Consider the following 13,121-nt stretch of genomic DNA (forward strand, 5'->3'; position numbering starts at 1 on the left):
CCGCCCGCGCCGGGCGGCCCGCCCCGTACACCCCGGGCCGGGCCGCCCGGCGCGGCCGTCCCCGGGCCCGTACCCCCCGAAGCCCCTTCCGTCACCACCGCCGGGGCCGACCCGTCACCCCACCGTCACCACCCTCGGGCCACCCCGGACCGGCCCCACCGCCTCCGAATCGGTGACAGCCCAGGTGAGTTCCCCCACAACGCCCCACCCCCAAGGGGCGGCACCCCCTTTTGCGCTTTACGCTCAACGGACCGCACGACCCAGACCCACCCCCCAGCCCTCCTCGCCCCCCAATGGAGGTCCCAGCTCCATGAAGCTCACCGTCGTCGGCTGCTCGGGGTCGTTCCCGTCCGCGGAATCGGCTTGTTCGAGCTACCTCGTCGAGGCCGACGGCTTCCGGCTGCTCCTCGACATGGGCAACGGCGCCCTCGGCGAGCTGCAGCGCCATATCGGTCTCTACGACCTCGACGCCGTCTTCCTCAGCCATCTCCACGCCGACCACTGCATCGACATGTGCGGCTACTTCGTGGCCCGCTACTACCGTCACGAGGGGGGCCGCTGCGCACCCCTGCCGGTGTACGGGCCCGAGGGCACCGAGCAGCGGCTGACCACCGCGTACGCCGACACGCCCTCGCCCACCTCCATGAGCGAGGTCTTCGACTTCCACACCCTGAAGTCCGGCAGCTTCGACATCGGCCCGTTCTCGGTGCGCACCGAGCGGGTCGCCCACCCGGTGGAGGCGTACGGCATCCGGCTGGAGCACGCGGGCCGGACGCTGACGTACTCGGGGGACACGGGGGTCTGCGAGGCCCTGCACGAGCTGGCCGACGGTGCCGATCTCTTCCTCTGCGAAGCCTCCTTCACCTACGGCAAGGAGGACATCCCCGGTCTGCACCTCAACGGCCGGGAGGCCGGGCAGCACGCGGAGCGGGCCGGGGCCGGGCGGCTGGTGCTCACCCATGTACCGCCGTGGACCGACGGCGAGCGCAATCTCGCCGACGCCCGGTCCGTCTACCGGGGCCCGGCCGAGCTGGCCGTCACCGGCACGGTGTACGACATCTGACCGAGGGCGGCGGCCCGACCTGTACGGCGGAGCCCCCGGTGGTCGTCATGACCACCGGGGGCTCCGTCGTGTGCGGCCCGGTCCTACTTGGCCTCGGCCTTGAGGATCTCCGCCAGCTCCTCGTCGGACTCCCGGCCCGGCGTCGGCAGATTGAAGCGGGTGATCGCGAAGCGGAAGACCACGTAGTAGACGACCGCGAAGCAGGCCCCGACCAGCAGCAGGCCCAGGGGCTTGGAGGCGATCCCGAAGTTCAGTACGTAGTCCAGCGCACCCGCCGAGAACCCGAATCCGTCCTTCATCCCGAGCGACCAGGTCAGCGCCATCGAGACACCGGTGAGCAGGGCGTGCACCGCGTACAGCACCGGGGCGACGAACATGAAGGTGAACTCGATCGGCTCGGTGATCCCGGTGACGAAGGAGGTCAGGGCGAGCGAGAACATCATGCCGCCGACGACCTTGCGGCGCTCCGGCCGGGCGCAGTGCACGATCGCCAGACAGGCGGCGGGCAGCGCGAACATCATGATCGGGAAGAAGCCGGTCATGAACTGTCCGGCGGTCGGGTCGCCGGCCAGGAAGCGGGCGATGTCGCCGCTCTTGCCCTCGAACTCACCGGCCTGGAGCCAGGGGAACGAGTTCAGCAGATGGTGCATGCCGACCGCGATCAGCGCCCGGTTGGCGACACCGAAGATGCCCGCGCCCACCGCGCCGGAGCCCACCAGCCACTCACCGAAGTTGTGCAGCCCGGTGCCCAGCACCGGCCAGATCAGACCGAAGAGCACACCGATGACCAGACCGGCGAAGGCGGAGAGGATCGGCACCAGCCGGCGGCCGCCGAAGAAGCCCGCCCAGTCGGGCAGCTTGGTGCGGTAGAACCGCTGGTAGAGCAGGGCGACCACGATGCCCATCACCACACCGCCGAGGACCTTGGCGTCCACCGGGGCGTCCTGCATCACGATCTTCCCGTCGACCACCTCGGCGATCTGCGGGAGATTCTTGTCGGTGAAGGTGCCCAGCACGCTCTTGAAGACCAGATAGCCGGCGACGGCGGCCAGCGCGGTGGAGCCGTCGGACTTCTTCGCGAAGCCGATCGCGATGCCCACCGCGAAGAGCAGCGGCATATTGTCCAGCAGGGCGTTGCCGCCCGCGTGCATATAGCCGGCTATCCGGGTGATGAACGCGGGGAACGAGTCCCGGCCGAGCATGTCCTCGTTGCCGAGGCGGACCAGGAGCGCGGCGGCCGGCAGCACCGCCACCGGCAGCATCAGGCTGCGGCCGATGCGCTGCATCACAGCCATCGCACCCGCGCCCTTCTTCTTCTCTGCCGCGGGGGCGGCGCCAGCCGTCTGGGACATCCGTATCTCCAGGGAGCACACAGGGGGAGGGGGGAGGCCCGCGGCGCGCGCCGCGTGGTCTATACCACTGAGAGTGGTGTAGACCTTTGTAACACGTGAGACATAGATAAGGAACCTGCGAATAGCGTGAGATTCGCAGGTTCCCTGAGTAATGCGCGGTGCCCTTGGGGAAGGGATCTTCGGGGCCGTATCCCGGCGCCGATCCCCCGTGCTGATCCCGTACCGATCCGGGTGCTGATCCCGGTGCGCTACTTGATGTTGTCGCGCTCCAGCGCGTCCCCGATCTCCTCCGGTTCCCGCCCGGGAACCGGGATATTGAAGCGGGTGATCGCGAAACGGAAGATCACATAATAGAGGGCCGCGAAACAGAGCCCGATCGGAATGATCAGCCAGGGTTTGGTGGCGAGACTCCAATTGATCACATAGTCGATCAGTCCGGCCGAGAAGCTGAATCCGTCCTTGACCCCCAGCTCCCAGCTCACCGCCATCGAGACCCCGGTGAGCAGGGCGTGCACCGCGTAGAGCACCGGTGCCACAAAGAGGAACGAGTACTCGATCGGCTCGGTGATCCCGGTCACGAACGAGGTCAGACCGACCGAGAGCATCAGCCCGCCGACCTCCTTGCGGCGGTGCGGATAGGCGCTGTGGGTGATCGCCAGCGCGGCGGCGGGCAGCGCGAACATCATGATCGGGAAGAAGCCCGTGGTGAACTGCCCGGCATTCGGGTCCCCGGAGAGGAACATCGTGATGTCGCCGTGCACCACCTGGCCGTCGGGCTTGGTGTAACTCCCGAGCTGGAACCAGATCGGCACATTGAGGAACTGGTGCAACCCGATCACCAGCAGCGCCCGGTTCGCCACCCCGAAGATTCCCGATCCCCAGGCGCCCAGGCTCACCAGCCAGTCGCTGAAGGATTCCAGTCCCCGGCCGATCGGCGGCCAGATCCACAGACAGATCACGGCGAAGGCGATGGCCACGAACGACATGATGATCGGCACCAGCCGGCGGCCGTTGAAGAAGCCCAGCCAGTCCACCAGCCGGGTGCGGTGGTAGCGCTGCCAGAAGAAGGCGGCGAGCAGCCCCATCACGATCCCGCCGAACACCCCCGGATTCTGGTACGTGAAAACGGTCACCGTGCCGTCGGTCGCCTGGCAGCCCGCGCCGACGGGCTTGGTCCCCGGCACACAGACCTCCGGGAACTGGCGGATCACGTTGTAGTAGACAAGGAATCCGGCCACGGCGGCGAGCGCCGTGGAGCCGTCGGACTTCTTCGCCATACCGATGGCGACACCGATACAGAACAGCAGCGGCAGCCCGATGTTCGGGTCCAGCAGCGCCCCGCCCGCCCCGGCCATGACCTTGGCGACATCGTTCCAGCCCAGCCCGTTCTTGCCGAAGACATCGTCCTGGCCGAGGCGGTTGAGGATCCCGGCGGCGGGCAGCACCGCGATGGGGAGCTGAAGGCTGCGGCCCATCTTCTGGAGCCCCTGGAACAGCGCGTTCCAGGGAGACGGCCGGGTGGCGGCGGCGCTCTCGGAGGTCATCGGCGTCCTTAGTCGGGACCGGTACCGGACCGGTTTGGGCAGGCGTCCGTGATGGGTGTAGACCAGTGGTGCACCACGGGTTCGGCGCTCTCCGGCCGACCGCGACCGGGAGCACCGGTGATCGACATCATGGGTGAGGAAGCGGTCACCCGCCCGTGAAGTTGGGCCAACCGTGGGTTACCGTGGCAAAGCGGACCAACGGTGGGCCGGTGCGGCACGCGACGCCCGGCGCGGGCACCGTTCTCAACACAGGGAGACAACATGGCCACCAAGGCTGAGAAGATCGTCGCCGGGCTCGGCGGCATCGACAACATCGTCGAGGTCGAGGGCTGCATCACCCGGCTCCGCACCGAGGTCGAGAACGCCGATCTGGTCGACGAGGCCGCGCTCAAGGCGGCCGGCGCCCATGGCGTCGTCAAGATGGGGACCGCCGTCCAGGTCGTCATCGGCACCGACGCGGACCCGATCGCCGCCGACATCGAGGACATGATGTGACCGGCTGAGCCGGAGACCGCCGGGACCGCCGAAGCGCCGAGGGCACAGAGTCCCGTACCGGCACGGAGTCCCGTACCGGACAGAGGGTCCCGTACCGGCAAGAGGGTCCCGTGACCCAGGGGAACGGGACCCTTCGCCACAGCCATTAGGCTCAGTGCCATGTCTCGAATCGACGGCCGCACCGCCGAACAGCTCCGCCCGGTCACCATCGAGCGCGGATGGAGCAAGCACGCCGAGGGGTCCGTCCTCGTCTCCTTCGGCGACACCAAGGTGTTCTGCACCGCCTCCGTCACCGAAGGCGTCCCGCGCTGGCGCAAGGGCAGCGGCGAGGGCTGGGTCACCGCCGAGTACTCGATGCTCCCCCGCTCCACCAACACCCGCGGCGACCGCGAATCCGTCCGGGGCAAGATCGGCGGACGCACCCACGAGATCAGCCGGCTCATCGGCCGCTCCCTGCGCGCCGTCATCGACGGCAAGGCCCTCGGCGAGAACACCGTCGTCCTCGACTGCGATGTCCTCCAGGCCGACGGCGGCACCCGCACCGCCGCCATCACCGGCGCCTATGTCGCCCTCGCCGACGCCATCACCTGGGCCCAGCAGAACAAGCTCGTCCGGGCCGGCCGCAAGCCCCTCACCGGCACCGTCGCCGCCGTCTCCGTCGGCATCGTCGACGGCGCCCCCCTCCTCGACCTCTGCTACGAGGAGGACGTCCGCGCCGACACCGACATGAACGTCGTCTGCACCGGCGACGGCCGCTTCGTCGAGGTCCAGGGCACCGCCGAGGCCGAGCCCTTCGACCGCGCCGAGCTGAACGCCCTCCTCGACCTCGCCGCCGGCGGCTGCGCCGACCTCGCCGCCCTCCAGAACGACGCCCTGGCCCGCACCCTCGGCACCGCGTAAGGATCACGCCAAAGCCGGGACCTCCGCGCCGATCACCCGGTAAAGAAGCAACCAGCCGGTAAAGAAGCAACCAGGAACGCCGCATCCCGCGTCGTTCCTGGCACGGGCGCACGGGCCGAACCGTGTGCCCGGCCACCTCAGGGAGGGGACCCCCGCATGGCCGCGCGCCGCCGTATCGCACTCACGCTCGCCACCGCAGCCCTGGTGGTGCCGATCACCGCCGGATGCGGCGCCATCGACAAGGCGCTCGACTGCGTGGAGGCCGCCGAGGCCATCACCACCAGCGTGGAGAAGCTCACCGAGGCCGCCGCCAACGCCGCCGAGGACCCCACCCAGGCCCGCCAGGCCCTCGACGACATCGAGAAGGAGCTGGAGAACCTCGGCGACAAGACCGACGACGCCGACCTGAAGAAGGCCGTCGAGGACCTCAACGCCGGGGTCGACAGCGTCCGCAAGGCCGTCGAGGACGGCGACCCGACGCCCGACCTCAACCCCCTCAAGGACGCGGCCTCCGAGATCGGCAAGGTCTGCAGCCCCTGACACCCGGGACACGTACCGGGCCGACCTGAGCCGGTCGGCCCCGTACCTGCCCTGACCGGCCGATACGGATAATCGGGCCATGACCCGAATCGTTCTCGCCACCCGTAACGCCGGAAAGATCACCGAGCTCCGGGAGATCCTCGCCGCCGCCGGCCTGCCCTATGAGCTGGTCGGCACCGAGGCCTACCCCGAGATCCCCGATGTGAAGGAGACCGGCGTCACCTTCGCCGAGAACGCCCTCCTCAAGGCCCACGCCCTCGCCCGCGCCACCGGACTGCCCGCCGTCGCCGACGACTCCGGCCTCTGCGTCGACGTCCTCAACGGCGCCCCCGGCATCTTCTCCGCCCGCTGGGCCGGCACCCACGGCGACGACGCCGCCAACCTCGCGCTGCTGCTCGCCCAGCTCTCCGACATCGCCCCCGAACACCGCGGCGCCCACTTCTTCTGCGCCGCCGCCCTCGCCCTCCCCGACGGCACCGAACGCGTCGTCGAGGGCCGCATGCCCGGCACCCTCCGCGAAACCCCCGCCGGCACGGGCGGCTTCGGCTACGACCCGATCCTCCAGCCGGAGGGCGGTACCCGCACGGCGGCGGAGCTGACCCCGGCGGAGAAGAACGCGATCAGCCACCGGGGGAAGGCGTTCCGGGGGCTGGTGCCGGTGATCAGGGAGCTGGTGGGCTGAGCCCTCGCCCCCGCGCCACAAGGGAACAGGGCGCGGCCCCCAAGGGGGGCGCGCCCTTCCGTGGGCCCGGTGGGACTCGAACCCACGACACACCGGACCTAAACCGGCGCCCTCTTGGCCAGCTGGGGTACGGACCCGTCCCGGCTACTCTACTGGGCCCGGTGAACGCGGCGTACGGGGAGATCGGTTTGCGTACGTGGCGGTCTGGCTGTGACAGGACGGGCAGAGATACCGCAGGTTCTGGACGCGGTTGTCCAGCCTGTCCCCATTGATGTGATCGATCTCCAGCACGAGTCGCCGGCCCCGCCATCGGTCACCCAGTCCGCATGCGGCGCAGATCCGGGTGACCCCCGACTCGTCGAGTGCTCTTCGCAACAGGGCGGTCCGGGTGCGGCGTGCCGGGGGGTCCAGCCGACGCAGGACACTGTCCGCCGTACGGCGGTTCCGGGCCGGGCGGCCCGCGTTGTGCCGCTGTCCGGTGAAGTGCTCGGTCGAGAGGGAATGCTCCTCGATGGCCCGGCGCACCCTGATCCTCAGGGCCCCAGTCGGTTTCGGGTGCCCCAGCGCCCGCAGCACCCCGGCCAGGCTGGTCGACCCGGCGACGGCCTCGGCCAGCTCGTCGCGGGGCGGGTGGAGCGCCGGATCGGCTCCACGCCCCCGGGTGAAGTGCGACGTGTCGATGGAGAAGGCGCGCAGCCTCGCGCGGAGATGGGTGTAGGCACTCGGGTAGGGCGGGACGCCCAGACGGGAGAGCATGCCCCGGATGCTGTCGGTGTGCGCCGCCGCCTCCCTGAGGTCTTCCTCCGTGTACCGGTGGACGGGGCGGGGCGGCGGCGGCTCCTCGACGAAGTGCGTGGTGTCGATGGCGTAGTGGGCCAGCCGCGCGCGCAGATAGCGGCGGTCGGCACTTCCGAGGGGAGCGCCGACCCTGCGCATCAGATCCACGAGACTCGTGGACACCCGGGCGGTACGGGCCAGCAGGTCGCGGGGGTACTTCGGGGTGCTCATCGTTCCGTCCGCCGCTTGCGGCCCCGGTAGGTGTCCGTCACGGCGTGGCAGTTGGGGCAGAGCAGCCGGAGGTTCTCCACACGGTTGTCCCACCAGTCGCCGTTGACATGGTCGACCTCCAGCCGTAACGGCTTTCCGTTCCACCGGTCACCGGTGCCGCACAGGGCGCAGACATCCTCGACACCCGAACGGAGCAGTGCGCGGTGGAGACGTCGGCCCGGGATCCTGCCGCTCTCCGGGTCGCGGAGGGTCAGCGGCCCGGCCGGTGCGCCCCGGGGCCTTCGGCCGGGCGGCCGGGTGAAATGGGAGGTGTCGATGCCCAGCTCGGCCATGCGCCGGCTGATGTGGGTGTGGTTGCCGCCGACCTGGGCTATGCCCAGGCCCCGCACCACATCCCTGATCGAATCTGCCGACGCGGCGAGCTCGCGCAGGGTCTTCTCGGTGTGCCGGACCCGCCCGTCGGGGAAGTGCGAGACGTCTATCCCGGCTGCTGCCATCCGTCCGCGGAGGTACCGCCTGCTTCCCGGGGTGGGGGTGCCACCGCACCAGCGGACGGCCTGGTCCCAGGTGGTGGTGTGCCGGGCGGCCTCCTCCAGCAGTTCACGGGTGTATCTGACGCCCATGCTCCCCCTCCGTCCGGATCGCGTGTCTCGCGACCCGAACGGACCAACGAACCGCTCCCCGGACGGTTACGTCCGATATGCGGAACGCGGGGCCCCGCTTAGGGGGCCGGGAGGGGTCTCAGATGCCCAGGTCCTTGATGATCTTGGCGACATGGCCGGTCGCCTTGACGTTGTAGAAGGCCCGCTCGACCTTGCCCTCCTCGTCCACGACCACCGTGGAACGGATGACCCCGGTCACCGTCTTCCCGTACAGCTTCTTCTCGCCGAAGGCGCCGTACGCCGCCAGCGTCTCCTTCGAGGGGTCACCCACCAGCGTGACCTTCAGGCTCTCCTGCTCGCGGAACTTCGCCAGCTTCTCCGGCTTGTCCGGGGAGACGCCGATCACGTCGTACCCCGCCTCCGCCAGCAGTGCGAGGTTGTCCGTGAAGTCGCACGCCTGCTTGGTGCAGCCGGGGGTCAGGGCGGCGGGGTAGAAGTAGACGATCACCTTCCGGCCCCGGTGGGACGCGAGCGAGACCTCGTTGCCGTCCGCGTCGGGCAGGGTGAAGTCGGGGGCGGTGTCGCCGGGCTGGAGCCGCTCGCTCATGTTCTCGGTTCTCCTTGTGCGGTCGGTACCGCCGGTCACGGCACGTGGTGGGGCGCCGCGCCGGGCGGGTGTACGCCGTCGAGCGTAATAGGGGTGCCGTGGGGTGTGGGCGCGGCCGAGCTGACAGACTGTCGATGGGAAAGCCCTGACCATGACCGAGACGGAGGCAGCGCGGTGTCGGACGCGAGGACCCCTGCGCAGATCGAGGCGGACATCGTCCGCCGGCGCGACCAGCTGGCCCAGACGCTGGACGAGATCGGGGTGCGGGTGCACCCGAAGACCATCGTCGGTGACGCGAAGGCCAGGGTCGCCGAGAAGGTCGACCGTACGGCGGGGCGCGCCTTCGCGGCGGTGCACCGCACGGTGGACGGCGTCCGGGGCCGGTTCGTCGGCGAGGACGGCTCCCCCCGGATGGACCGGGTGGTCCCGGTGGCCGCCGCGGTGGTGCTGGTGGGCCTGATCGCGCTCTCCACCCGTTCCGCGGACCGGCACGGGAAGTGACCGGGCCCCGGACAGGTAGGTTCGACGCGTGAGCGCCAACAGCCATGAGCGGAACACCCACCACGACAAGCTGCCCATCCGGATGCTGCACGACCGGGTGCTGGTACGGACCGACATTCCGGAGGGCGAGCGGCGTTCCAGCGGGGGCATCGTGATTCCGGCCACCGCGGCGGTGGGCCGTCGGCTCGCCTGGGCCGGGGTGGTCGCGGTGGGGCAGAGCGTCCGGACCGTCGAGCCGGGTGACCGGGTGCTGTACGACCCCGAGGACCGCGCCGAGGTCGAGGTGCGCGGGGTGGCGTACGTCCTGATGCGGGAGCGGGATCTGCACGCGGTGGCCGCCGACCGTTTCCAGGGCTCCGAGGACTCCACGGGCCTCTATCTGTAGCGGGGATTTGTAGCGGGGATCTGTAGCGGGACCCGGTGGTGATCCGGCTCACCACCTCGGCGTCCCCCTTTTGCTACGGTGGGGACACCCCGACGAGACGCGCCGTACCGGGCTTCGCAAAGACGACGCACCCCGTTGAAGTTTCGCGTCTCGGAGGTGCCGTCATGGCCTGGGTTCTGCTGCTCATCGCCGGTCTGCTCGAAGTGGGCTGGTCGATCGGTATGAAGTTCACCGAAGGATTCACCAAGCTCTGGCCCAGTGTGTTCACCGGCGCCGGGATCGTCGCCAGTATGTTCCTGCTGGCCCAGGCCGCGAAGACGCTGCCGATCGGTACCGCGTACGGCGTCTGGGTGGGCATCGGCGCCGCCGGTGCGGCGATCGTGGGCATGGTGGCGCTGAACGAGCCGGTGACCGCGGCACGGATCTTCTTTGTCTCGCTGCTGCTGGTCGCGGTGGTGGGTCTGAAGGCCACCTCGGGTCACTGAGCCCGTAGCTGCCCGTAGCTTCCCGCAGCTCCCCGTATCACTTGGAACGGCCCGCCCGGCTTCGCGCCCGGCGGGCCGTTTCCGTACCCGCTCCCGTACCCGTTCCGTTCCCGTCCCGCACACTCCCGCACGGGCCCGCACGCTCGTGTCTCGGCGTGTCTCGGCGTGTCTCAGCGCGGCCCGGTGCCGACCGGTCCGCCCAGGGTCCCGGCCGCGCCGATGCCGGGCGGACCGTCCGTCCCGGGCCCGCCGCCGAGGGTGCCGCCGGGCCCCTGCCCCGTACCGCCGCCGGTGAGGCCGTCGACGCCGGGGTGTCCCGGGCCCGTACCGCCGTCGAGGAGGCCGAGCGGGTCGTGCCCCGCCCCGGCCGGTCCCGGCGGGGGACCGGCGCCGGCCGGCAGTCCGGTCCCGGTGAGCGCGCCGGGCGGTTCGGCCGGGCCGCCGCCGTCGGTCCCCGGCCCGTCCCCGTCGCCCGGTGCCCGGCTCACCCCGGCCCCGTCGCGCCCGCCGGGGCTCCGGCTGGGCCCGGCGGAGCCCGGTGCCACCCCGGGCGCCGTCCCCTTGCCGCTCGGCTGGGGCGCGGGCCGCTCCCGCCAGGCCCCCGGCTGAAGCCACAGATCGAACTCGGTGATCTCGGCGTTGCCCAGCGCGACCCCGGTGTACTGACCCCAGATCCGCGCGGGCACCCCGCCGCCGGTGATCCGGGCCAGTCCCAGCGCCCCGTACAGCGACCGCTGCGCCCCCGACTCGGGGTCCTGCCCCATCAGGGCGACCACCGTCGCCAGCTCGGGGGTGTATCCGGCGAACCAGGCGGCCCGGTCCTCCTCGGCGGTGCCGGTCTTGCCCGCCGCCGGGCGGCCCGCCGACAGCGCCGCGGTGCCGGTGCCCCCGGTGACGACGCCCTCGAGGACGGCCGTGGTGGTGTCGGCGGCGAGCCGGCTCACCGTCTGCCGGGCGCGGCGCTGCGGCAGCGGTACCTCCCGGCCGTCCTTGGTGACCCGGGCGACCAGGGTGGCGGCGCGGTGCCGTCCGTGGTCGGCGAGGGTGGCGTACGCCTGGGCCATGTCCAGCACGCTGGGGGTCGCGGTCCCGAGCGCGATCGAGGGGGAGGTGCTGAGGTCGGGGGTGCTCGCGGGGATGCCGAGGTCGAGCGCGGTCCGCCGGACCCTGACCGGGCCCACGTCCATGGCCATCTGGGCGTAGACGGCGTTCACGGACTTGTTGGTGGCCTCGGTGACGGTGAGCTGGCCGTGGGAGATCCCGTCGTCGTTCTCGGGGGCGTACGTCTTGCCGCCCCAGCCCTGGACCGGCCGCTGGTCGGTGCCGTCGTAGACGGTGCCGGGGGTGATGGGCCGCCCGTCCTGGGTACGGGAGCGGTGTTCGACGGCGGCGGCGAGGACGAAGGGTTTGAAGGTGGAGCCGGGCTGGTAGTCGCGGCGGGTGGCGTTGTTGACGTACTGCCGGGTGTAGTCGACGCCGCCGTAGAGGGCGACGACATGTCCGGTGGCCGGTTCGATGGAGGCGCCGCCGACCCGTACCGCGCGGTCGGTGGTCCGCTCCGGGTCGAGCTGGGAGGTCACCTGGTCGTCCACGGCCCGGACGAAGGCGTCCTGTTTGGCCCGTTCCAGGGTGGTGGTGATCCGGTAGCCGCCCGCCGCGAGGGTGCCCTCGTCGAGGACGTTATGGCCGGTCAGATACTCCTCCACCGCCTGGACGACATAGCCGCGCTGCCCGGAGAGGCCGGTCGCGGGCCGGGCGCGCAGCGGTACGGGGAAGGTGAGCGCGGCGCGTTCGGCGGGGGTGAGCCATTTCTGGCCGACCATGCCGTCGAGGGTGTAGTTCCAGCGGGCCTTGGCGGCCTCGGTGTTCTCGGGGTGGAGGGAGACGTCGAAGGCGCTGGGGGCGTTGAGGACGGAGGCGAGGTAGGCGCCCTCGGCGGTGTCGATGTCCTCGATGTCCTTGCCGTAGTAGGCGTGGGCGGCGGCCTGGACGCCGTAGGCGTTGCGTCCGAAGTAGCTGGTGTTGAGGTAGCCGAGGAGGATGTCGTCCTTGCTCTGTTCCCGGCTGAGCTTCACCGAGATGAAGAACTCCTTCCACTTCCGCTTCAGGGTCTGTTCCTGGCCGAGGTAGTAGTTCTTGACGTACTGCTGGGTGATGGTGGAGCCGGATTGTTTGCCCTTGCCGATGAGGGTGTTCCAGGCGGCGCGGACCATGCCCTGGGGGTCGACGGCCCGTTCGGAGTAGAAGTCGCGGTCCTCGGCGGCGAGGACGGCGCGCCGTACCGGGGGCGGGATCTGGGCGAGCCGGACGTTCTCCCGGTTGACCTCGCCGTCGCGGGCGAGATGGCTGCCGTCGGCGTAGAGGTAGAGGTTGGACTGGGCGATGGCGGCGGCGTTGGCGGGTGGGATGCCGACGAGGGTGTAGCCGGCGATGAAGCCGCCGAGGAGGAGCAGAGCGAGGAGGACGAGGGCGCCGAGGGCGCCGCGCCAGGTGAGGCGGAAGCGGCGGCGGGTGCCTGGGGTGTTCTTGGTGCCCCCGGTGGTCCCGGCGGTCGCGGTGGCTTCGGTGTCCCCAGGGCCCGGGGCGGCCGGGGTGGCCGGGGCGTCCGTAGGGCCTGCTGTGCCGGCCCCGCCGGGTGGCTCCGCGTCCTTCGCCGCGCCGTCGCCGCCCGTCCGCTTCGCCGCGCCGCCGTTCCCGGGCCGGCCGTCCTTCCCCGCAGGGCCGCCGTTCCCCGCCGGGCTGTGGCGTCCGTTCCGCGCTGGCCCGGCGGCGGTCGCGTCCCTGACCGGCCAGCTCTCGTTCCCCGACTCCTCGTTCCGTGACTCCTCGTTCATGCGCCCATACTGCACTTTAGGCGCTGATATCCCCCGTACCGTGACACGAAAATGCGTCGCGGTGACCGGCCGCTGACATTAGGCTGCTGCACTTTGGGCGCCTTTGGGGGCGCGCGGCTGGTC

At 70.9% G+C, this 13,121-nt stretch carries 14 protein-coding genes, 1 tRNA gene and 1 riboswitch; of the genes, 8 read left to right on the forward strand and 7 right to left on the reverse strand.

What is annotated here, in order from left to right; genetic code table 11:
- Positions 1 to 310: 310 nt before the first annotated feature.
- On the forward strand, positions 311 to 1,063 hold the full coding sequence (locus ABT354_RS02915; protein ID WP_351488135.1) for an MBL fold metallo-hydrolase: 753 nt from the start codon (positions 311 to 313) through the stop codon (positions 1,061 to 1,063).
- 83 nt (positions 1,064 to 1,146) lie between these two features.
- Here ABT354_RS02915 and ABT354_RS02920 read toward each other — a convergent pair whose 3' ends face one another.
- Positions 1,147 to 2,415 (reverse strand): PTS transporter subunit EIIC, encoded by a 1,269-nt coding sequence (locus ABT354_RS02920; RefSeq protein ID WP_351488137.1) that lies wholly within the window; start codon positions 2,413 to 2,415, stop codon positions 1,147 to 1,149.
- Positions 2,416 to 2,663: 248 nt separating this feature from the next.
- Positions 2,664 to 3,959, reverse strand: coding sequence for a PTS transporter subunit EIIC (locus ABT354_RS02925; protein WP_351488140.1), 1,296 nt, complete (start codon positions 3,957 to 3,959; stop codon positions 2,664 to 2,666).
- 261 nt (positions 3,960 to 4,220) lie between these two features.
- Between ABT354_RS02925 and ABT354_RS02930 the strand changes: the two genes are divergently transcribed.
- From ABT354_RS02930 to rdgB, 4 genes are all read left to right on the forward strand, one after another.
- Positions 4,221 to 4,454 (forward strand): PTS sugar transporter subunit IIB, encoded by a 234-nt coding sequence (locus ABT354_RS02930; protein ID WP_351488142.1) that lies wholly within the window; start codon positions 4,221 to 4,223, stop codon positions 4,452 to 4,454.
- A 159-nt stretch (positions 4,455 to 4,613) separates the two neighbouring features.
- The gene (gene rph, locus ABT354_RS02935; protein WP_351488144.1) at positions 4,614 to 5,354 is read left to right on the forward strand and encodes a ribonuclease PH; all 741 of its coding nucleotides are present in this window, start codon (positions 4,614 to 4,616) and stop codon (positions 5,352 to 5,354) included.
- Between the two features lie 156 nt (positions 5,355 to 5,510).
- Positions 5,511 to 5,894 carry a DUF8711 family protein gene (locus ABT354_RS02940; RefSeq protein ID WP_351488147.1) on the forward strand — a complete coding sequence of 128 codons (384 nt, stop codon included), beginning with the start codon at positions 5,511 to 5,513 and terminating at the stop codon, positions 5,892 to 5,894.
- Between the two features lie 79 nt (positions 5,895 to 5,973).
- On the forward strand, positions 5,974 to 6,576 hold the full coding sequence (gene rdgB / locus ABT354_RS02945) for an RdgB/HAM1 family non-canonical purine NTP pyrophosphatase (RefSeq protein ID WP_351488150.1): 603 nt from the start codon (positions 5,974 to 5,976) through the stop codon (positions 6,574 to 6,576).
- 61 nt (positions 6,577 to 6,637) lie between these two features.
- Here rdgB and ABT354_RS02950 read toward each other — a convergent pair.
- The 4 genes from ABT354_RS02950 to bcp all read right to left on the reverse strand — a co-directional run bounded on the left by ABT354_RS02950 (position 6,638) and on the right by bcp (position 8,793).
- Positions 6,638 to 6,713, reverse strand: a tRNA-Leu gene (locus ABT354_RS02950).
- Positions 6,714 to 6,720: 7 nt separating this feature from the next.
- Entirely contained in the window at positions 6,721 to 7,584 is an 864-nt protein-coding gene (locus ABT354_RS02955; protein WP_351488152.1) for an HNH endonuclease signature motif containing protein, read from the reverse strand.
- Positions 7,581 to 8,207, reverse strand: a complete 627-nt coding sequence (locus ABT354_RS02960) for an HNH endonuclease (protein ID WP_351488155.1) — start codon at positions 8,205 to 8,207, stop codon at positions 7,581 to 7,583. Before ABT354_RS02960 ends, ABT354_RS02955 begins: the two co-directional genes overlap by 4 nt.
- A 118-nt stretch (positions 8,208 to 8,325) precedes the next feature.
- Positions 8,326 to 8,793 carry a thioredoxin-dependent thiol peroxidase gene (bcp, locus tag ABT354_RS02965; protein WP_351488158.1) on the reverse strand — a complete coding sequence of 156 codons (468 nt, stop codon included), beginning with the start codon at positions 8,791 to 8,793 and terminating at the stop codon, positions 8,326 to 8,328.
- 174 nt (positions 8,794 to 8,967) lie between these two features.
- Here bcp and ABT354_RS02970 point away from each other — a divergent pair, with 174 nt between their 5' ends.
- From ABT354_RS02970 to ABT354_RS02980, 3 genes are all read left to right on the forward strand, one after another.
- Entirely contained in the window at positions 8,968 to 9,294 is a 327-nt protein-coding gene (locus ABT354_RS02970; protein ID WP_351488161.1) for a DUF3618 domain-containing protein, read from the forward strand.
- A 28-nt stretch (positions 9,295 to 9,322) separates the two neighbouring features.
- On the forward strand, positions 9,323 to 9,679 hold the full coding sequence (locus ABT354_RS02975) for a GroES family chaperonin (RefSeq protein ID WP_351488163.1): 357 nt from the start codon (positions 9,323 to 9,325) through the stop codon (positions 9,677 to 9,679).
- A 58-nt stretch (positions 9,680 to 9,737) separates the two neighbouring features.
- Positions 9,738 to 9,811: riboswitch (guanidine-III (ykkC-III) riboswitch) on the forward strand.
- Positions 9,812 to 9,843: 32 nt separating this feature from the next.
- Entirely contained in the window at positions 9,844 to 10,164 is a 321-nt protein-coding gene (locus ABT354_RS02980) for a DMT family transporter (protein ID WP_351488165.1), read from the forward strand.
- 170 nt (positions 10,165 to 10,334) lie between these two features.
- Here ABT354_RS02980 and ABT354_RS02985 read toward each other — a convergent pair whose 3' ends face one another.
- Positions 10,335 to 12,998: a transglycosylase domain-containing protein gene (locus ABT354_RS02985; RefSeq protein ID WP_351488167.1), complete on the reverse strand. Its 2,664-nt coding sequence runs from the start codon at positions 12,996 to 12,998 to the stop codon at positions 10,335 to 10,337.
- Positions 12,999 to 13,121: the final 123 nt, after the last annotated feature.

The sequence above is a fragment of the Streptomyces sp. NPDC000594 genome (assembly GCF_040299965.1).
In the GTDB taxonomy this organism is placed as follows: Bacteria; Actinomycetota; Actinomycetes; order Streptomycetales; family Streptomycetaceae; genus Streptomyces.

What these genes read in the sequence shown, in the direction of transcription:
- ABT354_RS02915 (WP_351488135.1), top strand. Translation starts at nt 311, where the DNA reads ATGAAGCTCACCGTCGTCGGCTGCTCGGGGTCGTTCCCGTCCGCGGAA.
- ABT354_RS02920 (WP_351488137.1), bottom strand. Translation starts at nt 2,415, where the DNA reads ATGTCCCAGACGGCTGGCGCCGCCCCCGCGGCAGAGAAGAAGAAGGGC.
- ABT354_RS02925 (WP_351488140.1), bottom strand. Translation starts at nt 3,959, where the DNA reads ATGACCTCCGAGAGCGCCGCCGCCACCCGGCCGTCTCCCTGGAACGCG.
- ABT354_RS02930 (WP_351488142.1), top strand. Translation starts at nt 4,221, where the DNA reads ATGGCCACCAAGGCTGAGAAGATCGTCGCCGGGCTCGGCGGCATCGAC.
- rph (WP_351488144.1), top strand. Translation starts at nt 4,614, where the DNA reads ATGTCTCGAATCGACGGCCGCACCGCCGAACAGCTCCGCCCGGTCACC.
- ABT354_RS02940 (WP_351488147.1), top strand. Translation starts at nt 5,511, where the DNA reads ATGGCCGCGCGCCGCCGTATCGCACTCACGCTCGCCACCGCAGCCCTG.
- rdgB (WP_351488150.1), top strand. Translation starts at nt 5,974, where the DNA reads ATGACCCGAATCGTTCTCGCCACCCGTAACGCCGGAAAGATCACCGAG.
- ABT354_RS02955 (WP_351488152.1), bottom strand. Translation starts at nt 7,584, where the DNA reads ATGAGCACCCCGAAGTACCCCCGCGACCTGCTGGCCCGTACCGCCCGG.
- ABT354_RS02960 (WP_351488155.1), bottom strand. Translation starts at nt 8,207, where the DNA reads ATGGGCGTCAGATACACCCGTGAACTGCTGGAGGAGGCCGCCCGGCAC.
- bcp (WP_351488158.1), bottom strand. Translation starts at nt 8,793, where the DNA reads ATGAGCGAGCGGCTCCAGCCCGGCGACACCGCCCCCGACTTCACCCTG.
- ABT354_RS02980 (WP_351488165.1), top strand. Translation starts at nt 9,844, where the DNA reads ATGGCCTGGGTTCTGCTGCTCATCGCCGGTCTGCTCGAAGTGGGCTGG.
- ABT354_RS02985 (WP_351488167.1), bottom strand. Translation starts at nt 12,998, where the DNA reads ATGAACGAGGAGTCACGGAACGAGGAGTCGGGGAACGAGAGCTGGCCG.